Here is a 22159-nt window from a genome sequence, read left to right as displayed (position 1 = left end):
TTGTCAACTGTCAACTATTTATTATAATACAGTTAGTTTGACCATGACAACAACAATTAATTTGCTATTTATGTTCACACAACTGCCTTTAAATTATGGCGATCGCTTTTTGCAAGTTATCCTGATTTTTCTAGCTGGAGGAATTGGGGGATTAGCTGGACTGGTAGCGTTCCCAACCTTGAGATTGATATTAGCTTTATTTGCCCCAAGCTTCTTGAAAAAAAAATATATTGGTGTATTGCTTGCCTCTAAAAATCTAATTTTAATTTTATTAACTCTGTCAGCGATGGAAGTCATGTTAGTTTTAATCCCTCACACTAAATGGCTAAAATTGATGGAGTTTGGTTTGAGTGCGGGCATCACTTGCTCTGCCGGTTGGCTAGTGTCAAGTTTATTTCGAGAAGTTTTTAATAGCACAATTTTAGGCGCAACCTTTGACTCCAACCCGAAAGTAAGAGGCGAGTCTATCTTTTTAATTCGCTATCTGGGAGACTTTGCGATCGCTGTAATAGTCATTTTAGTCTTTTGCATTAGCCATAATCTCAATGTGGGAGGCATACTTGCTAGCTTGGGGATTGGAGGTGTTGCTATTGCCTTTGCTGCTCAGAAGACGTTAGAACAATTTTTAGGAGGAATTGTATTAACTCTCGATCGCCCTTTTCAAGTTGGAGACTATATTGGTTTATCCGACGGCCCTCTGGGAAAACAAGGCACTTTCGGACGAGTCGAAAGTATTGGTTTAAGGTCAACAAAAATTCGCACCTCTGGTAAAGGTACTCTCACAGTTATTCCTAATAATTCGCTGACAGAAGTTACCATAGAGAACTATACCAGCGCTAAGAAAGTCATGTCGATTATGATGCTAGAGTTTCCCGAACAGGTATCTGCTCAGGATGAAGCACTAATCCGTCAAACTGTGATGGAAAGCACGATGGACATTTTTGGTTTAGACTGGCGCAGCACGGAGGTTTCCTTCAGTAACAACCAAGCCCAAATTTCTTTTTTCATTTTGGGTTCTAATGAATTATCTATGGACTTGAGGCGGCAATTGCTGGATCTAGCTACCCAACAAATCACCAAACAACTCCCAAAACATAATATTTCTTTCACCATTAACCAACCAACGATTTATGTGGATGCTCCAATTCCTATTTAAACGACCAATGAAGCTGATATTCTTATTTGTAATGGCTTTGTTTTTAGCGACTTTTCCGATGAGTTTTGCTCTAAGTGTTGACGGCCCTCATTCTCCTGTAGTAGTTGATGGCATTCCGCTGTTTTATTTACAACCTGTAGATCGATCTTCAGCATTAGATCGTACCGAATTTGCCAATAAATTACTGGCTGATGCGATTTCAAAGGAGAAACTCATAAGTTTTGATGTGCGTAACGATCCTAATACAAGCGCTACTTCAATTTCTTTAAACAAGAATTACTTGTTGACAGTTACCGCTAACGATGTTTTACCAAACTTTTCTTTATCTCAACAAGCTAAACAATGGGAAGATATTCTAGAAAGGGCGGTCGCCAAGGCAAAAAAAGAACGAACTTCACAATACATTGTGGAGAGAAGTTTGTGGGTTTTAATTGGTATAGGAATTATTATACTATTGCGGTTTTTATTGGTAATTGTCGCCAAAATAGCTCAGTGGGAAACTGGTAGTTTTACCAAGGTTTTTTTTAGTTTTGCCTGGTTAGCGATCGCCCTAGTGTGTGCGGAATGGTTCCCGGTATTGCGAAGTATTCGCTATCAGATTTTTTCCCCATTTTCTCAGCCCCAGTGGCTGATATTTTTGGGAGCATTAGGAAGCTCTTTTGTATTTAGCCACTACGCTCCAGGCTTATTGAGATTTGCCATCAAAAAGCTAGATATTCATTCAACAGAAAATGTTTACCTGGCACTTATTCAACCAAGCGAAATCCTCGTGCAATTTTCAGTTCTCTCTATTTGTGTCAGTTGGTCTCTGAGCTTGCTAGAAACATTAGCACCAGTTGTGTATGAGCTGCTAAAACCGATTGCTAATTTATTTGTAGTTGGCTGTCTCTATTGGTTATCTACAAAAGTTACTAGCCGCTACCTGCGTACCTATGGATTCAAGTTTGGGGGAAAATTTAATCCCAGTAGCGATGATGCAATTTTAGTATTTGAAACTGTGTTGAATGTCTTTATCTTTATTGTAGCACTGGTGACATTTGCCCGCAGCGTAAACTTTGACTTGATTGGTTTGGTTGCTAGTTTGGGGTTGGTTGGTTTAGCCGTCGCCTTTGCAGCCCAAAAAATTCTCGAACAACTGATTGCTACTCTAGTATTGTATTTAGATCGCCCTTTTGTCACTGGTGACTATATCCGTCTACCCGCTGGAGAGTTGGGGAAAGTAGAAAGTATTGGATTGCGATCGACAAAAATTCGTTCCCTCGGTACGGGTACAATTATTGTGATGCCCAATTCTATCTTAGTCAGTGTAGAAATTGAAAACGTTACTCTTGCCAAAAAAATTATGGTGTTACTGTATATGGACTTTGCAAGTGCTTTAGGAGAACGAGAATATGCTCTAGTGCAGCAAGCTATCATGGAAAAAATTGTTTTCCTATCAGGAATCGATCCTAACAGCACAAATATTGCTCTCGCCGATGGTTCGGGAAAAAGATTAAGGGTTAGTTTGGCAATTTTAGGCTCTCAGGATAATGCGGTTGAGGTGCGTAAACGCCTACTAGAGTTAGCAAGCGTTCAAATTGCTAAATCTCTTGCAGTCCACGGTATTGTGTTTACGATGGAAAATCCTACGGTTTACGTGCAGTCCCCTGCTACTATTTGAGTAAAAATGTTCCCTTGCCCAAAAACTGCTTTAAAATTTCTCCGGGTTTTCTGTCCCAAGTGTCGATATGTTGGTAAATCAAGCCGTCCTCATCCATTTTGTAGGTAGAGTAGCCGTTAAAGAAAATTTGAGCTTTCCAGGGTACGCGCAGCGTCCCGCGCACAGTCCAATTTGCCACAATAGTATCAGGGGCTGTCTGACTTACGTCGTGGAGGTCGAAGTAAATCTCGTTAAAAAATAGCTGCCCGTGAAATCGCAAAGTCCAAAAGATAATGCGGTAGTTGATTTTTCCTTTAAATTTGTTGACGGGATCTTGAAAATAGATGGCTTTTGTGTATATGTCGTAGGAGATGTCTTTCTCAAACAGCGTCGGGAGCTCCGCTTTCAGGGTGTCTACTACTTGTTCAACCTGCATTTGATATTCGATCGCGCTCAAGCTACCACCTTGTGACAGTATTGATTTATAAGTTTAAATGAATAATCTCGATCGCTGGACGATCGCAGATTTGAGATTTCATCCAGCTCTGATTTTAACTTTAACGCTATTGTCCGCATCTGCCTTTGTGCAGACCCGGACTTGCGACATCGAAACCTTGGCACAGATTTGACTGAGTACACCAACCCCTCTGAAATTCTCGCAGAAATCAACAACGGCCAACTGTTGATGGTAGATAGCCGTCGCCGGAACGGTCTAATTTTGATTAAGCGCTTCCACGCAGAGTTTGCCGGGCCGGGGGCTGCGGTTGGCGGTGCTTTTGACGTTGACTCTGGGCGGGCGATTCCCGTGGGAGATTTTGGTTTAGTTTGTCCTCAATCTCCCGAAGAAAGACAGAAAGCTTTTGGAATTCGGCGGCATTGGGTGCGATTAACGGAACAGTTAACTGCAAAGCCGACAGCTTTGGAACGCGCACAAATGATTTTAACTCAGTTTGAACAATATTTTGATGGGGAAACAGTGGCACAAATTCCCGATGAAGCTTTGGCACTTTTAGTAGGCGTATTTCCCCAAACTATTCGGGCGGCGCGACAGATTGATAATTAAAAATGGCATGGTAATTTGCTTCAATTCATACCATTTTTAAGGGTTGTTGTCAAATCAAAATCGCAGCGATTCGATCGACTGTCCGCTGATTTTCCTCCGGGCTACCAACCGTAATTCGCAAACCTCCGCCTGTGTGACGAATTAACGTTCCTCGAATTTTTAGCTGCTGCATGATTTTTTGGTGTTCCTGTTCCGCTGCTTCGCTGTCGCTGGCTTTCACCCGCAGGTAAACAAAGTTTGCCGCACTGGGCCAAACTTGCAATTTTGGCTGCTGAGTTAGCGCTGCAATTAATTTGGCTCTTTCGGCTATAATTTCGGGAACTACTGCTAGCAGTAGCTGTCGCTGGGCTAGGGCGAATTCGGCTGCGGTTTGCGATAAACTGGGGAGGTTGTAGGGGAGGCGGATTTTTTCTAAGGCGGCTGTGAACTCTGGATGGGCGATCGCATATCCGACTCTCATTGATGCTAGTCGAAATGCTTTGGAAAATGTTCGCAAAATTACCCAGTTCGGGTGTTGGTGCAATCTGTCTGCTAAGGTATTGTGGCTGAATTCAAAATAAGCTTCGTCAATTACTACTAAAATATTGGGCGGTAATGTTTCTAACCAATCCACCTCATCTGGTGTCAAAGCATTAGCTGTGGGGGAATTGGGATGGACGACAAAGACGGCGCGCACGGGGGGATTTTGATTTTGGGCGTTAGCGCAGCCCTCGGAGAGGATCGCTCTTTTAGCCGCCTCGATATCTATTTCAAAATTATCCTCTTTTCGCGCCACACTGACAGCGGGAATACCGAGGGTTTGCGCGATAATGCCATACATCGAAAAGGTGGGATTGGCGACTAAAATTGAGCCTTGGCCACCCAGACAGGTTGCAATTAAAAGCGATCTAATTAGTTCGTCGGAACCGTTTCCGACAGAGATATTGTCGGCTGTAATGGCAGTTTTTGGAGATGTAACCCCCCCTAGCCCCCCCTTGTTAAGGGGGGGGGCATTTAGGAGAGCACCCTGGTTAAGGGGGGGGGGATTTAGGGATTCGTTGACGTATTGGGCGATCGCCTCTTTGAGTGCTGCGTGGCCTCCGTCGGGATAGCGATTTGTTTCAATTAACTGCTGGTAAGTCCAAGCTAGCTTTTGTTTTAATTCTTCTGGTAAGTCGTAGGGGCATTCGTTGGTGTCTAGGCGATCGATCGCACTTTCCGAGTACGCTGATTCTCCTGACGCGCCACCCGGATGGGGAGTGTAGGCGGTAAGTTCGGCTAAGTCTTGGCGGATAAAAGGCAGCATAGTATGATTTCAGGTCTGAGATTGTAGATGGTCTAATTACGATTTAGTTTTACACTATTAGGGTTATTAGTCTCTAATATCTAGTTGGTAAATTCTTCATTATCACAAATCAATAACTAATGACTAATGACTAATGACTAATGAATGTTGACTGTTAGCTGTTAGCTGTTAGTTGTTATTTGTTAGTTGTTATTGGGGATTGAGAATTGGGCGGAGCGAAGCGGAGGGATTGGGAATTCGTAGCCAGTAACCAATAACCAATAACCAATAACCAATAACCAATAACCAATAACCAATAACCAATAACCAATAACCAATGACTAATGACTAATGACTAATGACTAATGACTAATGACTAATGACTAATGACTAATGATTATTTAAATCGCGCCACAAAGCGATCCCGCCCAACAAACCGCTGACATTTGGCACTATTTTAACCTGCGGCGGTAAATCAAAAACAATTTTTTTAGCATTGCCTCCGCCGATGTAAAGCCGATCGCAGTTAAACAGATTTTGCAGACATACCAGCGCTTTTTCCAGACGGCGATTCCATCTTTTGGTGCCGACTGCATCTAATGCCGATCGCCCTAATTGCTGTTCGTAAGTTTCCCCTTTGCGAAACGGGTGATGTCCTAACTCTAGATTTGGCACCAAAATACCATCGACAAATAAGGAAGAACCGAAACCGGTGCCGAGGGTAATTACTAATTCTACGCCCGTCCCAGCGATCGATCCCAATCCTTGAATGTCGGCATCATTCGCCACTCGCACAGGTTTTCCCAAACGGTCTTTGAGGGTAGTTGCTAGGTCAAAATCGACCCAAGACGGATCTAAATTTACTGCGGTTTTGGTGATTCCGCGACAAACCACGCCGGGAAAACCGACGGATACTCGGTCAAATTCTCCTTGTGCGCTTGCTAAAGAGGCGATCGCCTCTAATACCGGTTCCGGTTTCGGTGGTTGAGGCGTTTCTAAACGGCTGCGTTCCGTCTGAGGTTCACCTTCAGCGTTCAAAACCATAACTTTGATGCCGCTTCCGCCAATGTCAACGGCTAAGGTGCGAGTCGATGAATCTTGTTCAGTCATTTGATTGTTGACACTTGCAAGTTGGTAAGTCGATTTGAGATTGAATAATTTTAGATTTTATATTAACTCTCCCATTAAATCTGAGAGTTTGAACAAAAGTCTAAAATTGTATGTTCGATACTTTGGGAGTGTCGGAAACTTGTACCAATTTTTTGGTGAAGTCTAAGTTTCATGGGGAAATTGGCAAAACTTTTGAATCGCTTCCCAAATTTCCGTTAGGACATTTCCCAAAGAATGATCGTCTTCTAATTCGATTAATTGCACCCAGGGACGGTGCTCGGAAAAATTTCTGCTAGCTTGAATCGGTATGATTGTATCATGCTTCCCGTGAACAATTAACGTAGGGACTGGCCGCATTAATTTTTCGTCAGGGTATTGAGACATTTCTGCCACAAACTGATAATTCAGTGGCAGATAGCGCTGTTCGCCATAATGATAAACTGGTAAATACTCCTCGGAGTGCCACTTTTCTAACTGTTGCTGTCCCAACAGCGGCAGCCAGTGAGAGAGAAATTGAAAAGCGGGCGCTAACAAAACTATTCGTTTTACCGATAATTGTCGCTGGGCCAACCAAGCCGCCGTCAAGCCGCCAAAACTTGACCCAATGATTGTAACTCCCCCTAGATTGTTTACATTTTCTGCCGGAGATGGAGAAGATTGGGTTGGCAAAAATTCTGTTTCTATTTGGTTTAATTGGCGGGTGAGGGTGAGACGGGAAAAATCGTTTTGATTGAGATCGGGAGTTTTTAGATCAATCCCTAGGGAAGAAAAGCGATTTTGGAAATATTTAGCCTTAGCGGAATCTGGGCTTGAAGCAAATCCGTGTAAATAAATGTAAGTTGAATTATTCTGTATATTCATTCCGAAATTTTGATGAGATTTACTAACTAATTTAGTCCCGGACGCACTATTTGATTAAAAATCGTTTCGTTTCACCAAAAAAACTGCATCTAAACCTTTAATATAATATCCGATAGATTGACCGCAATAAGTAAGGATCGCGCGTGCGGACTTTACCGCAATCCCGGAGCGGAAACCAGGACGCACTACGAACCGTTTTTGTTATGGTAGTCGATCGGACATGATATAATCCCGATCAAAATCTGATTTATGTGGTATTAATGCGATCGCGAACTGTAATTATTGTAACTTTAATCAGTAAGGTGTGCAGTGCATACCTTACAACTTGATTGTAGGGTAAACACTGCACACCTTGCCAATATAACTAGCGGGTCAAATTACTTTTTGCAGTTTGACTGAGTTGTACTGGCTGACAGTTGATTTTCCTGTGCTTCAGGCGCAGGCTACAAATTGATTCTTGAGTAGCCCGCACCTGAAATACTAGAATATCGACTCAAAACTACTTGTATATTACTGCGGTTTTTGGCTGTTTTGCCTCCGGTTTTTAGCAGCTTCCCTGCGCTGCTGCATCAGTTGAGATAGTTGGGTGCGCTGTTCCGGCGTGAGCACTTCTCGCATTCCTAGCATACTTTCAAATTGCGCTTCTTCTAACTGCTGTCTCAATCCCATGATTTGGCGGTTTTTATCGCGCATTTGGCTGGCATTTGTTGTCGCACTAGACATCATTGTTTCCAATTCTTGTCTGGCTTGGCGGACGGCTTGCATTCGCTGAGAAACTTGGTCTTTGTAGCGATCGCGCACAGCCTGCATTTTCTGCTTTTGATCGGCGCTTAAATTGAGTTGCTCGAACAGCCCGCCTTTCTGACCACCGGGTCGATTGGAAGGCTGGTTTTGGGCAATTGTTTCTGCTTGGGCGGGGGCAGAAACGGCTGTCGCAGCGGCTGTAGTACCGAGGGTTAACATTAAAACTGCTAGGGCAGAAATGCGGCGAATAGACATGAAAATTACCTCTTTGAGATTAGTTATTTTTTGGTTGTTCGCTGTCAGGAGTAACAGCGTAATTAAACAAGTCAGTTGGCGAGCGTTCCAGCAAGTTGTCCGCTGAAGGCTCCTTCAATACAGCCTCCCAGTTATTGACCAGAAATGCTTCTAGGTGTGCCGCCTCATCCTTCTGATGTTGGGCGGTAACTAGGACGCGATAACCTGACCCAAAAACTAGCAGACTTGCAGCGATCGCAGTAGGAAAAGCCCCTTTGGGAAAACGGAGGATTTTTGACTTTTTAGTAGCCTGGATCGATCGCGCTTCTCCTAGGTGATTCAACTCTACCGTCGCCTCATTCCTATCTATTGCTGCTAAAAGTTTTAGCTCAAAATCTGGGGCAGATTCCGGAACATTTGGGCGATGTTGCTTTAAAAAATTAACTAATTTTTCGTCACTCTTTCCGTCCTTCATAGTTCGTGAACTCCCTGTTTTTGCAAAAATTGCCGCATAGCATTTCTGGCATAAAACACGCGAGATTTGACAGTCCCTGAGGGCAGTCCCAAAATTTGGGATACTTCTTTTTGCGGGATATCTTCTAGGTCGTGCAACACCAAAACGCTGCGGTGTTCAAAGCTCAATTGATCCAGGCCGCGCTGCACTAAATCTTGATAGTGTAACTGCATCAAGTCGGATGTGTGATTGTTGACAATAACTCGATCCTTTGTTTCTTGATTTTTGAGCTTGGAGTCAAAAGAATGCTGTTTAGCAAATGCTTGTCTTTGGTCGGAAGCCACATTCCAAGTGATTCGATAAAGCCAAGTAGAAAAATTGTCTTGTTGTTTGAGTTTTGGCAATCCTTTCCAGACTCGCAGGAATACTTCTTGTGCTAGATCGTCAAGAAGTGACGGGCCGCAGAGTTGGTAAAGGGTTGACCTGACTTTGTGTTGGTAGCGTTTGTAAAGGTAGCGAAAGCAAGTACGATCGCCCTTTAGACACTCAGCAACTAAGTCCGAGTCGGAACAGTCATCGTTTAAAACATTGGCTGACACACCTAACACCTGTGAAGTCTCCCCCACCAGTTCGTTATCTGAAGTGTTTAGACAGGAGAGGTGTGAAAAAGGTTCAAATTATTGAAGAAGGAAGTTCGGCAGCGGATTTTGTAGCGGATGTAACGGATCTAACGGATGTAACGGATGTAAGTCCGTCGGAAGAAGGGAAAACCAACTACCGCATGGGTTTAACTGATTTGACTGTTTCCCTGGCTCTGCCGGGGAACCTATATCTAGAGGCTCTGCCTCGCTGGGGAAAGAGGAGGCAGAGCCGACGGAGCGGCGTTACCAGGAAGAGCCTGGTAAGGAGTAATACGAGTAATTTGTGGGCAGTCCCGATTTAAGATTTACCGCAGAGTCACAAACTCTTCTGCAGTCGATGGGTGAATGCCAATAGTCACATCGAAATCTTTCTTTGTCGCGCCCATATTAACCGCGATCGCCATACCTTGAATAATCTCGCCCGCGTCTTTCCCCACCATGTGTACGCCCAAAACTTTGTCAGTATTAGTCTCAACAACTAACTTGACAAAAGTCTTCTCATCTGCACCTGTCAAAGAGTGAAACATCGGTCGAAACTTGGCTGTGTAGCACTTAATTGATTCGGGAAACTTTGCTCTAGCCTGCTCTTCATTTAAGCCGACTGTAGCCGCTTCCGGCTGGGAAAATACCGCTGACGGCACATTTTCGTAACTGATTGCTCTCGGATTGTTGCCAAATTCAGTATCGGCAAAAGCGCGTCCTTCGGCGATCGCAATTGGCGTTAAATTAATCCGGTTGGTGCAATCTCCGACGGCAAAAATGTGCGGTTGACTGGTGCGGCTGTCTTTGGTAACTGCGATCGCACCTTTATCGGTTTCTACTCCCGCATTCTCCAAACCCAATTTTTCCAAGTTGGGCGATCGTCCAGTAGCACACAAAAGCGCATCAACTGTCAAGGTTTCTTCCGATTCTCCCGACAAAGTTAATTTTAAGCCTTCCGGGGTTTTTTCAATTTGCGCGATCGAGCTTCCAGTCACAAAATTGATCCCATGCTTAACCATTCCTTCCTGCACGTTAGTGCGAATTTCTCCATCAAAGTCATTCAAAATTAAATCGCGCCGGATGATTTGAGTTACTTGACTTCCCAAACCGTTCATAATGCAGGCAAATTCAACGCCGATGTAACCTCCTCCCCAAATTGCCAACCGTTTCGGCTGCTCTTTGATCAAGAAGATTTCGCGGGAAGTAATGGCGTGTTCGATACCAGGAATGTCCACTCTGTGAGCTTCGCCGCCGACTGCAATTAAGATTTTAGCAGCGGTGTATTTTTTATCGCCAACTTCGACGGTGTGGGCGTCGATAAATTTGGCGTATCCTGAGATTAATTCCACTCCGGCTTTTTCGAGGAAGCTGATGTGCAGTTTGCTCAGCCGCCGCACTTCTGTGTCTACGCTGGTGACGAGTTTTTCCCAATCGAAACTGCTTTCTACTGGACTCCAACCGTAGCCGACTGCATCTTCGTAAAGGTGCGAAAATGTAGAGGCGTAAACCATCAATTTTTTGGGGACGCAGCCGCGAATTACGCAGGTGCCACCTACTAAGTCGTTTTCGGCGATCGCCACCTTCGCCCCGTAGGATGCCGCGCGCTTGGAACTAGCCAATCCGCCAGAACCCGCACCGATCACAAACAAGTCGTAGTCGTATGTCATAATTGTCGCTAGTTTCCTATCTTTATTTGACGATTTTTGCGCTTTACTTTTTTTCATGATATCTCAAAAATTTTTCATTTTTTTTGGGTCAACTACTTTACTTCTTGCCCTTGACATGGTATTATTAAATAATAGAAATCTGTGCATTAATTTAAAAATTGCCACCACTCCCATTATTAAAGTATAGCACAAGCAAATCGCAAAAAATATATATAAATGTAACTATTTTGGGGCGGCAGCCAATGAGGAAATTATTGCTGATTGGCGATCGGAACTATAGCGGTTCTCAGTAACATGAAGTACGCTCAAAGAGCAGTCAGTAGTCAGTAGTCAGTAGTCAGTAGTCATTAGTCATTAGTCATTAGTCAGTAGTCATTAGTCATTAGTCATCAGTCATTAGTCATTAGTCATTAGTCATTAGTCATTAGTCATTAGTCATTAGTCATCAGTTAGCAGTCATTGGGAATTGGGAATTGGGAATTGGGAATTGGGGATTGGGGATTGGGAATTGGGTTAGCTACTAGCGATGATTTCTGGCCCATTACCGATTACCCATTACGGGAGTTTGCCTCAGCTAACTGAGACTCGGCTATAGTATAATTAAGATCGGATAGTTCTCGGAGACAACCACTATGCAAGTCACGAACGAACAAATTATTTATCCATCCAGCGACGGTCAACCAATGGCAGATAGCACAATTCAATATAAATTAATTGTCACAATCAAAGAAGGTTGCGAATCGTTGTTCAAAAATGACCCAAACGTCTTTATAGCAGCCGATTTACTCTGGTATCCAGTTCAAGGTAGACCAGACATTTCTCAAGCACCGGATACGATGGTAATATTTGGTAGACCAAAGGGCGAGCGACGTTCCTATATGCAATTTCAAGAAGATAATATTGCTCCCCAAGTCACATTTGAGATTCGCTCTCATAACGATAGACAAGCAAAAATGTACAAAAAGCTTGCGTTTTACAATCGCTATGGAGTCGAGGAATATTATCTTTACGATCCAGAAAACAACGATTTGAGCGGTTGGCAAAGAATTGAAGGAAACTTAGAAATAATTGAGCCGATGGAGGGCTGGATCAGTCCTAGATTGGGAGTACGATTTGAGTTGGGCGAAGATGGGTTGGAAATTTATCGACCAGATGGACAAAGGTTTCTTTCTTATGCGGAATTGGAGGAACAGGGTGAATTAAACCGCCAGCGTGCAGAACAAGCAGTTCAAAGAGCTGAACACGAATCTCAAAGAGCCGAGCAGGCATCTCAAAGAGCCGAGCAGGCGTCTCAAAGAGCCGAGCAGGAATCTCAAAGAGCCGAACAAGAATCTCAAAGAGCCGAACGTTTAGCGGCAAAACTGCGCGAATTGAACATCGATCCCGATCGCATTTAAGCCACAAATTATTTAACTTAGGACTTATTCATTAAGACCAAAGAAACCGGGTTTTTAGCGTTTTTGCGGGCTATAACCAATTATTTTCGTGAAAAAACCCGGTTTCTTGCCCGCCCCTGCGTAAGTGCTATAAGCGTCCAAACATCGCCCTTCCACCCGCCAAAACCTCTCAGAAGTGTTAACTTAGTAATTAGTTGTGTCGATCGCACATAAAAACAAATGCCTGAACTACAAACCCAGACCAACTCAGACCTCCACCTGCAAGACACCTCAAAACCCGTCATCGTCGGCCTGCAAGACGTAACAAAAGTTTACGGCATCGGCGACTTGGAAGTGCGCGCCCTAAACGGTGTCAGCTTGACAGTAACCCAAGGAGAATATTGCTCGATTATGGGCGCATCGGGATCCGGCAAATCTACAGCCATGAATATTATCGGCTGTCTCGATCGACCTACGACCGGCAGTTACTACCTAGATGGCGTAAATGTCGCCCAAATGCCCGAAGCAGAATTAGCCGGAATTCGTAATTTAAAATTAGGTTTTGTCTTCCAACAATTTCACCTGCTACCTCAATTAACAGCCTTAGAAAACGTCATGTTACCGATGGTTTATGCAGGCATTCCCGCAGCCGAAAGACGCGAACGGGGTGTAGACGCTTTAACAAAAGTAGGCTTGCAAAGTCGGTTGCAAAATAGACCGAATCAACTATCAGGAGGACAGCAGCAGCGGGTAGCCATCGCCCGTGCTATTGTCAACCGTCCGGTGTTGCTGCTTGCAGATGAACCGACTGGTGCATTGGATACAAAAACCACTCAAGAAGTAATGGATATTTTTACAGAATTCAATGAAAGCGGCATGACTGTGGTGATGGTAACGCACGAACCGGAAGTAGCGCGCCAAACTCGCCGCGTTGTCTGGTTCCGAGACGGTCAAGTTATTCATAACAATCTCGATCCGGCAGAGCTTTCTCACGCGGTATTTTAATGCCAATTTCAAAAGTTTTGCTACAATCTTTAATCTGATAGCAATTATTAAAAGTCGCAGTTTCCCGCGCCAGACAGGCCGCCGTGCCGTTTCCTTCCCTACAGATGCTCTCTACTTGTTACCAGCCTAGAGCATAGAAAGGAAACCTGTTAACTACTGACTACTGAATACTGACTACTGACTGCTGACTACTGACTGCTGACTAATGACTAATGACTAATGACTACTGACTACTGACTACTGACTACTGACTACTGACTAATGACTAATGACTACTGACTACTGACTACTGACTACTGACTACTGACTATTGAAAAGCACTCGGAAAAGCGGCCCAAACTCGATCGACAAAATCTCTAAGTTGCCGAGACGCGATCGCGCTATCCTTGCGATCGGAGTCCAGAGACTGCAACTGAGTCAACAGCGAAATCACCTCGGTATCCAGCGCCGCCCGAAACAAACTCAACGGCCAAAGCAAATCAGCACCATCTCGCAAATCCGATAAAGTGTATTCTTCCGGCCACTTTTGGGGCAAATCCTTCCCCGATACCAATCTCACCAACATTAGAGGGCGCACCCAGCAAATTTGACGTGCCTCAACCACTTCAATCACCTCTGAATGCAGGCACGCATTTCCACATTCTAAACTAACAATTTGACCCGGTTTAAAGTTCAAAGCACAATCCATTAATGCTCACTCTTAATACAGACAATAACCAAGCAAAGTAAGTGCCGCAACTCTCAAGAGCACCAAAAAACATTATATCACAATTACTTATTCCTTCGGTCAACTGCCAACTGCCAACTGCCAACTGCCCATTGCCAACTGTCAACATTCATCAAGAGTTTTCAGAGCCATTTCAAGATCGGCAGTCAACAATCGCGCTTCTTTTTTGCTACTGCCGCCTTTAGCATAATCTGCCACCGAAAGCGGCTCGCCGATCGCAATTTTGACACGAGTACCCCGTCGAGGAATGCGCGGGCGGTAGCGGATACTCATCGGTACAATTTTCACCCCCAAACCAGGTTGGCTCAACTCTGCCTGCATTGCCAAACGAGCCAATCCAGGCTTGGGAGGGTGAACTTCACCATCCTGAAAAATGCCACCTTCGGGAAAAATCACCAACATTTGCTTGTCGAGGAGCAATTCCACGCCATAACGCAGGCTACTAATTGCTGGATGCTTGATATCGACAGCAAAACCTCCCAAATGTCTGATGAACCAACCTTGCAAGCCTTGCACCTCATCGGCAGTTACCATAAACCGCAAATCGCGTCCAGTCACCTTCTGTCCCGTTGAATAGGGCATCATCAACGCATCCCACCGGGAGCGATGCGTAGGGGCCAAGATGACAGGCCCGTCCTTCGGCAAGTGCTCCTGTCCGGTTATTTCAATCTTGCTAAAATAAAACGGCAGGACAACATAGTGACCTAGCGGATAGAGCAAGGAGGTTAACCAAGGAGAAACGCGAGAGGTATTAGGTGCTACCTTGGCAAGCATGGGCTTCACTAGAGATGATTTACTGGACTCAACGGCGATCGCGGCATTATGGCGCATAGCAGTTAACTTGCTTTCTCGATATTTGACACTCCGGGCGCGTGAACGCGCGGGGATTCTTGGTTCACTGACACACCTTTAAACTATCCATCCTTTCGGCAATATTTAAACCCAAAACCCGTCCGATTGAACGAAGTTGCGAGTCTAATTTGAATAGCCCCAGAGGGCTTGTCTCCCCAAGCGTTCAGGAATCACTTCGCAAGTTCCCCTATGCCCTTGTACATCTAACTACTAAGTTTTTGAGTTTTCTGGTATGAGTGCGCGGTGGCTACCCTAGCTATGTTTTTGTGGTGTTCGCTACCCACGAGATATTATTGTTTTCTAGCCAGTCGTTTTGGATTCTCACCCATTCGATGCTCGCGGTTATTCTACCTGTATCTATACTCTAGTGTACTAGACTTAGGGAAAATACTGTCAAGCCTGAAAAAGTTTTCCAGTATTAAAAGCCGTCCTAAAAGGCTTGCCATGAGCTCGCTCAAGGGACGGGGTTTTAAACCCTGTTTTCTGATCGAGTTTAAGGATATGTTGTTGAGCAAACTTTTAATCTTTCGATGGGGACACTTTTGCTAGTGGCCTTTTGCTTTTCGCCGGCGGAAAGCGCCCCAAAACTTAATCTGTTAGAGGCTTTCACCGAAGTCAACCCGACCGCAATCAGGAGCCAGATCGATCGGGCAATTACTTATTATTTCAGTGAATATAGCCAAGTTAGATTAAACATTGTCGATCGAAAGTAAAAAATTTAACAGGTTAAATTTTCCGGCGGGCTTCAAACCAAGAAAGCAACTGATCTCGACAAACAGACTCCATAATACCGCCAAGTACCTCCAAGCGGTGACACGAAGGCGCGCTATCTGGAATATTAGCAGCAGTCCGAATCGTGCCAGTTTTCGGGTCATCAGCTCCGTATACCAGCAAACCGATCCGAGCTTGTACGATCGCACCAGCGCACATCGGGCAAGGCTCCAGAGTCACATAGAGCGTGCATTGGTTGAGATGCCAGTCTTGCAAAACTTTGCCCGCCGCCTGCAGAGCCAAGATTTCAGCGTGAGCAGTCGGATCGCAGTCTCGCTCTCGCCGATTTTGCGCTTCGGCAATCAACTTACCAGTACCGTCAACCATGACAGCACCCACCGGCACTTCACCCGCATCGCCGGCAGCTCGTGCTAGTTCCACAGCCCTAGTCATCCAGCCCTTGTGAATAGCATAATTAAAATCACCAATAAACAACTGCTCTGTTTGCAAATTCACGGTATACCTATGTAACTAAAAACGTTTAACATTGTCTTACTTATACACTTGCTGCGGAGCGAATAAGTGCGATCGCTAGTAAAACCAGTTTTCATGGCAAATTATGGCATACTTACCTAGTTGAAAACACTTAAGATCGAAAAATAAAGTTACATCACAGTCCCATCCAGGGTAATTTTAAATTATGGACACCACCACGATTAGCACTGAAGTTGTTGAGCTGTTGTCCCGGATTAGCCGGCAAAAACTCCGCCAACAAGATATCACTCCCTTGGTAGTATTTCTGACTGCTCTAATTTCCATCCTGCGCGGAGTAATGATTATCGACAGGACGATCGCCATTGAAGAAGAAGAACGGCTGCAAAAGACTCTCAAAGCCTTTTCCAGTGGCGATCCAAGTCGAATAGAACTAATTCAGCGCCTTGTCAAAGGAGTATCCAAACAGCAAGTTTACTTCAACCCCACGGAATTGCTAACCCTGACAGCTTTCTTCTCAGAATCAGAAAAGCTGTTGCTCATCGGTTCCGGCTACGAAATGTCAGCCGTAGACGGACACATCGACCTGCGGGAGCAAATGTACCTACAGTCGATCGCCAACCGGCTCGGCCTCGACTCCAGACACATTGCAGTCATAGACACCTTATTTACAAAAGAAGGAACCCTCGACTCAGAAGCTTTTGCCGAAGTTCAAGCATTACTCGCACCAAGCGAATTCTCCTCCCGCGATCCAGTATTTGCCAAAGCAGGAAAGCACCTGCTGACTCTTTTAATGCGTCAGTAATCCAGCGCCTTAAAGTTTTTTTGCCGTGCAAAAATCAGACACCGGGAAAAGAATTGGATGCTTTTTCTATTAGTTCGCTCATTTGGAGCGGTCGGAAACCGGGTTTTTTCAGATAAATACATAGGTTGCAGCCAGCCAAAACGGTAAAAAACCCGATTTCTTTTGCCTTGATGCGTCCAATGCCCTCTAAAATCTAAAAGCGACTTATCGCTGGATCGATCGCCCCAGCGGGCGTTTTAAATCTCAGCTTGACCGCGAATCAACGGGTATAGCGCCCCGAAGCTGTTGAGGGGATGCTTCCCAAATTTTAGACGCTTGTTCTTGCTCCCAAATGCAATGCAGCAAGTAAATCTAAAATCTAAAACTTGTTCGCTCGCGAAGCCGAAGAATCTAAAATCTAAAATCTAAAATCGACCGATAGATCATGCAAATTGAATGGCAAACTGCTAAAACCTACGAAGACATTCTTTATCACAAAAGCGGCGGCACCGCCAAAATTACCATCAATCGACCTCACAAACGGAACGCTTTCCGTCCCAAAACCGTGCAAGAACTGTGCGATGCCTTTACTGATGCCCGCGAAGACACAAAAATCGGCGTTGTCCTCTTTACCGGTGCGGGGCCTCATACTGACGGCAAATATGCCTTTTGTGCCGGTGGCGACCAAAGCGTGCGCGGTGCTGCGGGGTATGTAGACGAAGGTGGCATACCTCGGCTGAACGTGCTCGACTTGCAGAAGTTGATTCGATCGATGCCCAAAGTTGTGATTGCTTTAGTGGCCGGATACGCGATCGGCGGCGGTCATGTTTTACACTTGATCTGCGACTTGACGATCGCAGCAGACAATGCCATTTTCGGACAAACTGGCCCAAAAGTAGGCAGTTTCGACGGTGGATTCGGTGCCAGCTATCTCGCCAGAGTAGTCGGCCAGAAAAAAGCCAGGGAAATTTGGTTTTTGTGTCGCCAGTACAGCGCGCAGCAAGCCCTAGAAATGGGTTTAGTCAACTGTGTCGTACCCGTGGAACAACTCGAACTCGAAGGGATGCAATGGGCTGGAGAAATTCTCGAAAAAAGTCCGATCGCGATTCGCTGTTTAAAATCGGCTTTTAATGCCGACTGCGACGGTCAAGCCGGTCTGCAAGAGCTGGCTGGCAACGCCACTTTGCTGTACTATATGACCCAGGAAGGCGCGGAAGGCAAACAAGCATTTTTGGACAAACGGGAACCGGATTTTAGTCAATATCCGTGGCTGCCATAGCTCGATCGACAAATAAGTTTTTTGATTCCCTCATTCCAGTTACAGATGCTATTGATTTGTGTCAGTTGCAAAAGTCGAATTGAGGCGATCGTCGAAAAGTGTAAGTATTTATATTACTAGCACAAAAAAATGAAACTGCTTTGTTAAATCCAGACTGCGATCGCCATCAGTAATTCCCGAATCGGAAATGTCCAATGCTCCTATCCAAAATGATATGATTCCTGCTGCAGTTCGACTAAACCGACAGTGCTGCTGATTGCTCGATTAAAGTTGTGCCTGTCAACTGGCAGGCATTGCGCTCAGAAACAGTAACAGCCTCTTGCACAGTCACAGTCTGTTCTTGCCACAGTCCAATTTCTGCTATATTTTCCCAAGGTTCTCCAAAAGACGGAACCGCTAAAGTACAAGCTTTCCACTGACTTTGCACCGGCACGCTCAGCAGAGCGCAAACCCCCCCGCGTCTTCCTTCAGGAGTGTAGTGGTGGCAGTGACGGCAAACGGAAGTTAAGGGTGTTTTCATAAAAGTGTTTAGACAAATCAGTTTCATATATAATTCTCCTCTGTAGAGCTAGGAGGTTTTAGAGCATCCCAGTCTTTATGCTGTATGGGTTATAGCGATCCCCGATCCATAATTAAATTTTATAATTAATTTATAATTGCGTTATATGTAGAAACAATTAGCTCAGTTCTTACTCAGTAGGTAGGTAAAAATACAGGTTAAAAGTTTATAAAGGGTCAGGGATCAAGAAAAACCGCAAGTGTAAAACAAGTATGAGATGTTACAAAGAAACTGTGATCGTGAACACAAAAAGCGGCGCAGATTAGGGTAAGCAGCCTCTGGGATACAGCAATTGAAGTTTGAATATAAATAAAAATGAAAAAATAGCAAAGGGCGATCGCAATCAGGCGATCGGGCAGCAGTTACCTTGACGGCAAAAGCCACTAATTCTAGAATAGGCAAGTTTTAAAGCTGCTTGTTTATTTTTTGATTCTCAAAACATTAAAATCAATTCAGACACGATAGGAGTTTTGCTAATGAGTAAGCGTTCTTCGGTTGAATCCCCAAATCAATCCTCATCAACCCCAATCCAGCCTGCCTTGCAAGCAGCCCTGGGATGTTTGGATGTAAATCTAGAAGCAGAACTGACAACATACAGAAGGCACAGGCGGCGCGCCGAACAGTGGGTGTCGCCATCAGTTCGTACCGGCAAGCAAACAGCCACAACCGAGCAACAGAATACCCAAAACCTACGGCTGGAAGCTGCCGAGGAAACTCAGCAGCCGCTATCGCTACCCCTATCCCTGGCGGGCGTTCAGGGCGATGCCCCGCTAGCAACTACCAGAGGTGGCACGAAATTATCTAGCAGTGGCTTTGCACCCCAAAACTATCTCGAATCCAGCGAAAAACTGATAGAAAGTTTGGACGAAGCAAAAACCGAGCCTGCAGAACGCAGTTTGGCCGCTAGTCTGTTAACTCCCTTGGGACTGAGTTCGATGCTGCTGTTTCTGCTGTCTTGCACAGCTTTGGGCTACGCAGTCATGCACCCGTCAAGTGTTGTTAAAATGACTGGTTTGAACCGTTTGCTCGATCGCTCCGCGCCCGGAACAAACCAAAATCCCACCGCTAGCGCCCCCTCAAATAGCAGCGCCAAAGAACTGCCAAAAGCTCCAAATCTGGTATCCAAGGAATTTGTCGATCTAGATTTGAGCACTCTCAGCAATGTCAAGCCCACAGCCAGCCCGATTGCTTCCCCATCGCCAAAAGCATCGATCCCGCCAACTCCACCAGCACCTCCAGCCCCCGTCGGCGCTGTCCCAATTCCTACAGAAGATGGCAACCCTCCTAGAGGTGCCCAACAAGGACTAAACAATCTCAGCACAGCTTTGCTGCCCAGTCCCAGCCCCAGCGCGGCCGAACCAGTCCCGACACTGCCAAAACTGCCTCCCACACCGACTGCAGTCCCGCAGGCCTCCGCCCCACAGGCCTCCGCCCCCGCCGGAACTCCGAGACGGGCAGCCGACGGATTCTATTATGTTGTCACCGATTACACCAACCCAAAATCTCTCCAGCAAGCCAGAACCGCAGTTCCCGATGCCTACGTGCGGAATTTCTCAAAGGGTGTCAAGATCCAAATGGGGGCTTTGAATGATGCGGCATCAGCAGAACGTTTGGTAAAAGAACTCCAAGCCAAAGGGGTGAAGGCGCAATACTATCAGCCGTAAACTAGGCAAAAAGTAAAAAAATTCAACTAAATTGTTAGACAAAGCCCGACAGCGATCGATGTTTTGTCTAACACAAAATTGTTTTTTTAATTGTCAATCCCCATCCCCTAAATCTAAAATTTAATAAAATCGGGAGACGGAGCTCATGGGATTATTCGATCGCCTTTGGCGAGTGATTCGAGCCAACATTAACAGTTTGATAGGGGCTGCTGAAGATCCAGAAAAAATTCTGGAACAAGCTGTAATGGATATGCAGGAAGATTTAATCCAGCTCAGACAAGCTGTAGCAGGAGCGATTGCTGCTCAAAAACGTACCGAACGCCAATGCTCCCAAGCAGAATCTACAGCGGCAGAATGGTACCAGCGGGCGCAGCTAGCTTTGCAAAAAGGCGAGGAAAATTTGGCGCGGGAAGCTCTGACGCGAAAAAAAACCTATCAAGAAACGGCAACGGCGATGAAAGCTAGTCTCGAACAGCAAAACGCTGTGGTGACTCAACTTAAAGACAATATGCGATCGCTCGAAAGTAAAATTTCTGAGGCAAAATCTAAAAAAGATATGTATATTGCCCGAGCGCGATCGGCAAAAGCCTCAGAAAGGCTGCAAGAAATGATGGGAAATCTCAGTACCGGCAGCGCTTTGAGCGCCTTTGAAAAAATGGAAGAGAAAGTCATGCAGCTAGAAGCTCGCTCCGAAGCAATCGCAGAACTCGGAACTAACGATTTAGAAAAGCAGTTTCTCTCCCTCGAAGGTGCCGGAGATGTCGATGCCGAGTTAGCGGCGATGAAAGCACAAATGCTTCCAGGCAAAAATACACCCAAATTGCCCTCTGGCGAGCCGCCCGCATCCTGAACCAGAACCAGCAGGAAAATAGTTGGGAAGGCAAAAAATTCTCAACTAGACAGCAGGAGTCGGGCCCTCTAACTGTACTCCGTTGAGTGCCCGGAGGAATGCGCGCCAGGCCTGACTGCCAAGCAAATCTTTGATTCCTGTTGAAATATTAGTTTTCACGAGATACAATAACACCATAGTTTGTGAAGAAAATGTCCCAACTCATCACCGCCAAGCTAAAACTCAACCTGACTGCCGAGCAAAAAGCTTTGGTATCTCAGACTACTTTAGCCTACCGAGATGGCTTGAATTACACTTCACAAGTCGCTTTTGACGCAGGCAAAACCAGCAATGGTGCTAAGTTACAAAAAGCCGTCTACAACGAATTGCGGGTGAGATTTGGACTTGGAGCCCAAATGGCTTGCAACGTACCCAGACAAGTGTCTGGAACTTACAAAACCTTGTGGACTAAGGTAAAACAATCTAACGATGCTATCGCTTCATGCTACACCAAGAGAAGGTATAAAGGGCTAGACACAGCCCCCAAATATATCTCTCGAACTTGCACCCTAAATTATCAGCGCGACTACTCTTTTAAAACCGAAAGGCGAGTGAGTATTATCACTCTTCAAGGTCGAATAGTAGTTTTGTATGAGGGTTACAATAAACATTTAGATTTAATCGCCAATGGTGCAAGGATTGGAGCAGCTAAAATTGTCTACCAGCGTTCCTCCAAAATATATTACCTGATGGTAAGTATTGAAGTAGAAACACCTGAAATCAACCCGCTAAAAATAACCAGAGTCTCTGGTGTTGACGTGGGTATGCGCTACTTAGCAGTAGAAACAGACTTACAAAGTAAGTCTAAATTCTACTCAGGTTCAGATGTTAGACACAAAGCTAACCGCTACCATAAAGCGCGGATGACTCTTCAGCGTAAAGGCACTCGTTCAGCGAAGCGAAGATTAATCGCTCTGTCTGGGAGAGAAAGACGGTTTATCGCTGATGTGAACCACCAAATCAGTAAGGATATTGCAACACCTAACACCCTGATTGGACTAGAAAA

General features: G+C 45.2%; 24 protein-coding genes. 12 read left to right on the top strand and 12 right to left on the bottom strand.

What is annotated here, in order from left to right:
* The first annotated feature begins 43 nt into the window (after window positions 1-43).
* Both QUA97_RS11255 and QUA97_RS11250 read left to right on the top strand, forming a co-directional pair.
* Window positions 44-1156 carry a mechanosensitive ion channel family protein gene (locus QUA97_RS11255; protein WP_194071227.1) on the top strand — a complete coding sequence of 371 codons (1113 nt, stop codon included), beginning with the start codon at window positions 44-46 and terminating at the stop codon, window positions 1154-1156.
* Between the two features lie 7 nt (window positions 1157-1163).
* Entirely contained in the window at window positions 1164-2816 is a 1653-nt protein-coding gene (locus tag QUA97_RS11250; protein WP_333194635.1) for a mechanosensitive ion channel family protein, read from the top strand.
* Here the strand turns inward: QUA97_RS11250 and QUA97_RS11245 are convergent.
* On the bottom strand, window positions 2809-3231 hold the full coding sequence (locus tag QUA97_RS11245) for a DUF2358 domain-containing protein (protein ID WP_194071231.1): 423 nt from the start codon (window positions 3229-3231) through the stop codon (window positions 2809-2811). The two genes, QUA97_RS11250 and QUA97_RS11245, sit on opposite strands and share 8 nt — an antisense overlap.
* A gap of 58 nt (window positions 3232-3289) precedes the next feature.
* On the opposite strand from QUA97_RS11245, the gene QUA97_RS11240 reads away from it, so the two are divergent.
* Entirely contained in the window at window positions 3290-3424 is a 135-nt protein-coding gene (locus QUA97_RS11240) for a hypothetical protein (protein ID WP_255515938.1), read from the top strand.
* Window positions 3421-3858, top strand: a complete 438-nt coding sequence (locus QUA97_RS11235) for a hypothetical protein (protein WP_228050423.1) — start codon at window positions 3421-3423, stop codon at window positions 3856-3858. The genes QUA97_RS11240 and QUA97_RS11235 overlap by 4 nt, the downstream gene beginning before the upstream one ends.
* Window positions 3859-3907: 49 nt before the next feature.
* On the opposite strand, the gene QUA97_RS11230 is transcribed toward QUA97_RS11235, so the two are convergent.
* The 6 genes from QUA97_RS11230 to QUA97_RS11205 all read right to left on the bottom strand — a co-directional run bounded on the left by QUA97_RS11230 (window position 3908) and on the right by QUA97_RS11205 (window position 9133).
* Window positions 3908-5143: a histidinol-phosphate transaminase gene (locus QUA97_RS11230; protein ID WP_333194633.1), complete on the bottom strand. Its 1236-nt coding sequence runs from the start codon at window positions 5141-5143 to the stop codon at window positions 3908-3910.
* A gap of 369 nt (window positions 5144-5512) precedes the next feature.
* A complete protein-coding gene (locus QUA97_RS11225; protein ID WP_194070419.1) occupies window positions 5513-6232 on the bottom strand; it encodes an ROK family protein in 720 nt (239 codons plus the stop codon).
* Between the two features lie 162 nt (window positions 6233-6394).
* On the bottom strand, window positions 6395-7093 hold the full coding sequence (locus tag QUA97_RS11220; protein WP_333194632.1) for a YqiA/YcfP family alpha/beta fold hydrolase: 699 nt from the start codon (window positions 7091-7093) through the stop codon (window positions 6395-6397).
* A 510-nt stretch (window positions 7094-7603) separates the two neighbouring features.
* Window positions 7604-8092, bottom strand: a complete 489-nt coding sequence (locus QUA97_RS11215) for a Spy/CpxP family protein refolding chaperone (protein WP_194070417.1) — start codon at window positions 8090-8092, stop codon at window positions 7604-7606.
* A 19-nt stretch (window positions 8093-8111) separates the two neighbouring features.
* Window positions 8112-8546, bottom strand: a complete 435-nt coding sequence (locus QUA97_RS11210) for a hypothetical protein (protein ID WP_333194631.1) — start codon at window positions 8544-8546, stop codon at window positions 8112-8114.
* Entirely contained in the window at window positions 8543-9133 is a 591-nt protein-coding gene (locus QUA97_RS11205; RefSeq protein ID WP_194070422.1) for a sigma-70 family RNA polymerase sigma factor, read from the bottom strand. Before QUA97_RS11205 ends, QUA97_RS11210 begins: the two co-directional genes overlap by 4 nt.
* Before the next feature lie 53 nt (window positions 9134-9186).
* Between QUA97_RS11205 and QUA97_RS11200 the strand changes: the two genes are divergently transcribed.
* Window positions 9187-9468 (top strand): hypothetical protein, encoded by a 282-nt coding sequence (locus QUA97_RS11200; protein ID WP_333194630.1) that lies wholly within the window; start codon window positions 9187-9189, stop codon window positions 9466-9468.
* A gap of 3 nt (window positions 9469-9471) precedes the next feature.
* Here QUA97_RS11200 and gor read toward each other — a convergent pair whose 3' ends face one another.
* The gene (gene gor / locus QUA97_RS11195; RefSeq protein ID WP_333194664.1) at window positions 9472-10815 is read right to left on the bottom strand and encodes a glutathione-disulfide reductase; all 1344 of its coding nucleotides are present in this window, start codon (window positions 10813-10815) and stop codon (window positions 9472-9474) included.
* A 632-nt stretch (window positions 10816-11447) separates the two neighbouring features.
* Between gor and QUA97_RS11190 the strand changes: the two genes are divergently transcribed.
* Together QUA97_RS11190 and QUA97_RS11185 are read left to right on the top strand one after the other, a co-directional pair.
* Window positions 11448-12212, top strand: coding sequence for a Uma2 family endonuclease (locus QUA97_RS11190; protein WP_194070414.1), 765 nt, complete (start codon window positions 11448-11450; stop codon window positions 12210-12212).
* Between the two features lie 219 nt (window positions 12213-12431).
* Window positions 12432-13196, top strand: a complete 765-nt coding sequence (locus tag QUA97_RS11185; protein ID WP_333194629.1) for an ABC transporter ATP-binding protein — start codon at window positions 12432-12434, stop codon at window positions 13194-13196.
* A gap of 307 nt (window positions 13197-13503) precedes the next feature.
* Here QUA97_RS11185 and QUA97_RS11180 read toward each other — a convergent pair whose 3' ends face one another.
* The 3 genes from QUA97_RS11180 to QUA97_RS11170 all read right to left on the bottom strand — a co-directional run bounded on the left by QUA97_RS11180 (window position 13504) and on the right by QUA97_RS11170 (window position 15939).
* Window positions 13504-13884, bottom strand: a complete 381-nt coding sequence (locus QUA97_RS11180) for a hypothetical protein (protein ID WP_333194628.1) — start codon at window positions 13882-13884, stop codon at window positions 13504-13506.
* A gap of 141 nt (window positions 13885-14025) precedes the next feature.
* Window positions 14026-14754, bottom strand: a complete 729-nt coding sequence (locus QUA97_RS11175; RefSeq protein WP_333194627.1) for a lysophospholipid acyltransferase family protein — start codon at window positions 14752-14754, stop codon at window positions 14026-14028.
* 747 nt (window positions 14755-15501) lie between these two features.
* Window positions 15502-15939: a nucleoside deaminase gene (locus QUA97_RS11170; protein WP_228042006.1), complete on the bottom strand. Its 438-nt coding sequence runs from the start codon at window positions 15937-15939 to the stop codon at window positions 15502-15504.
* A gap of 247 nt (window positions 15940-16186) precedes the next feature.
* On the opposite strand from QUA97_RS11170, the gene QUA97_RS11165 reads away from it, so the two are divergent.
* Together QUA97_RS11165 and menB are read left to right on the top strand one after the other, a co-directional pair.
* Window positions 16187-16783, top strand: a complete 597-nt coding sequence (locus QUA97_RS11165; RefSeq protein ID WP_194010982.1) for a TerB family tellurite resistance protein — start codon at window positions 16187-16189, stop codon at window positions 16781-16783.
* A gap of 424 nt (window positions 16784-17207) precedes the next feature.
* A complete protein-coding gene (gene menB / locus QUA97_RS11160) occupies window positions 17208-18041 on the top strand; it encodes a 1,4-dihydroxy-2-naphthoyl-CoA synthase (RefSeq protein ID WP_333194626.1) in 834 nt (277 codons plus the stop codon).
* Between the two features lie 235 nt (window positions 18042-18276).
* On the opposite strand, the gene QUA97_RS11155 is transcribed toward menB, so the two are convergent.
* Window positions 18277-18588 (bottom strand): hypothetical protein, encoded by a 312-nt coding sequence (locus QUA97_RS11155; protein WP_333194625.1) that lies wholly within the window; start codon window positions 18586-18588, stop codon window positions 18277-18279.
* Window positions 18589-19076: 488 nt separating this feature from the next.
* Here QUA97_RS11155 and QUA97_RS11150 point away from each other — a divergent pair, with 488 nt between their 5' ends.
* The 3 genes from QUA97_RS11150 to QUA97_RS11140 form a co-directional block, all read left to right on the top strand.
* The gene (locus QUA97_RS11150; protein ID WP_194070407.1) at window positions 19077-20264 is read left to right on the top strand and encodes an SPOR domain-containing protein; all 1188 of its coding nucleotides are present in this window, start codon (window positions 19077-19079) and stop codon (window positions 20262-20264) included.
* A gap of 145 nt (window positions 20265-20409) precedes the next feature.
* On the top strand, window positions 20410-21114 hold the full coding sequence (locus QUA97_RS11145) for a PspA/IM30 family protein (protein ID WP_194010978.1): 705 nt from the start codon (window positions 20410-20412) through the stop codon (window positions 21112-21114).
* Window positions 21115-21305: 191 nt separating this feature from the next.
* The coding region (locus tag QUA97_RS11140) for a transposase (RefSeq protein WP_333194663.1) at window positions 21306-22159 on the top strand (854 nt) is incomplete at its 3' end.

Origin of the sequence: Microcoleus sp. CZ3-B2 (assembly GCF_036705055.1) — a bacterium.
In the GTDB taxonomy this organism is placed as follows: Bacteria; Cyanobacteriota; Cyanobacteriia; order Cyanobacteriales; family Microcoleaceae; genus Microcoleus.
This window is presented reverse-complemented; position numbering and strand designations above follow the sequence as displayed.

Bases quoted from the DNA above. Each gene is read 5' to 3' on its own strand.
- QUA97_RS11210 (WP_333194631.1), bottom strand. From the start codon at position 8,546: ATGAAGGACGGAAAGAGTGACGAAAAATTAGTTAATTTTTTAAAGCAA.
- QUA97_RS11255 (WP_194071227.1), top strand. From the start codon at position 44: ATGACAACAACAATTAATTTGCTATTTATGTTCACACAACTGCCTTTA.
- QUA97_RS11155 (WP_333194625.1), bottom strand. From the start codon at position 18,588: ATGAAACTGATTTGTCTAAACACTTTTATGAAAACACCCTTAACTTCC.
- QUA97_RS11240 (WP_255515938.1), top strand. From the start codon at position 3,290: ATGAATAATCTCGATCGCTGGACGATCGCAGATTTGAGATTTCATCCA.
- QUA97_RS11230 (WP_333194633.1), bottom strand. From the start codon at position 5,143: ATGCTGCCTTTTATCCGCCAAGACTTAGCCGAACTTACCGCCTACACT.
- QUA97_RS11175 (WP_333194627.1), bottom strand. From the start codon at position 14,754: ATGCGCCATAATGCCGCGATCGCCGTTGAGTCCAGTAAATCATCTCTA.
- QUA97_RS11185 (WP_333194629.1), top strand. From the start codon at position 12,432: ATGCCTGAACTACAAACCCAGACCAACTCAGACCTCCACCTGCAAGAC.
- QUA97_RS11220 (WP_333194632.1), bottom strand. From the start codon at position 7,093: ATGAATATACAGAATAATTCAACTTACATTTATTTACACGGATTTGCT.
- QUA97_RS11170 (WP_228042006.1), bottom strand. From the start codon at position 15,939: ATGACTAGGGCTGTGGAACTAGCACGAGCTGCCGGCGATGCGGGTGAA.
- QUA97_RS11150 (WP_194070407.1), top strand. From the start codon at position 19,077: ATGAGTAAGCGTTCTTCGGTTGAATCCCCAAATCAATCCTCATCAACC.
- QUA97_RS11145 (WP_194010978.1), top strand. From the start codon at position 20,410: ATGGGATTATTCGATCGCCTTTGGCGAGTGATTCGAGCCAACATTAAC.
- QUA97_RS11165 (WP_194010982.1), top strand. From the start codon at position 16,187: ATGGACACCACCACGATTAGCACTGAAGTTGTTGAGCTGTTGTCCCGG.
- QUA97_RS11250 (WP_333194635.1), top strand. From the start codon at position 1,164: ATGAAGCTGATATTCTTATTTGTAATGGCTTTGTTTTTAGCGACTTTT.
- QUA97_RS11225 (WP_194070419.1), bottom strand. From the start codon at position 6,232: ATGACTGAACAAGATTCATCGACTCGCACCTTAGCCGTTGACATTGGC.
- menB (WP_333194626.1), top strand. From the start codon at position 17,208: ATGCAAATTGAATGGCAAACTGCTAAAACCTACGAAGACATTCTTTAT.
- QUA97_RS11180 (WP_333194628.1), bottom strand. From the start codon at position 13,884: ATGGATTGTGCTTTGAACTTTAAACCGGGTCAAATTGTTAGTTTAGAA.
- QUA97_RS11190 (WP_194070414.1), top strand. From the start codon at position 11,448: ATGCAAGTCACGAACGAACAAATTATTTATCCATCCAGCGACGGTCAA.
- QUA97_RS11215 (WP_194070417.1), bottom strand. From the start codon at position 8,092: ATGTCTATTCGCCGCATTTCTGCCCTAGCAGTTTTAATGTTAACCCTC.
- QUA97_RS11245 (WP_194071231.1), bottom strand. From the start codon at position 3,231: ATGCAGGTTGAACAAGTAGTAGACACCCTGAAAGCGGAGCTCCCGACG.
- gor (WP_333194664.1), bottom strand. From the start codon at position 10,815: ATGACATACGACTACGACTTGTTTGTGATCGGTGCGGGTTCTGGCGGA.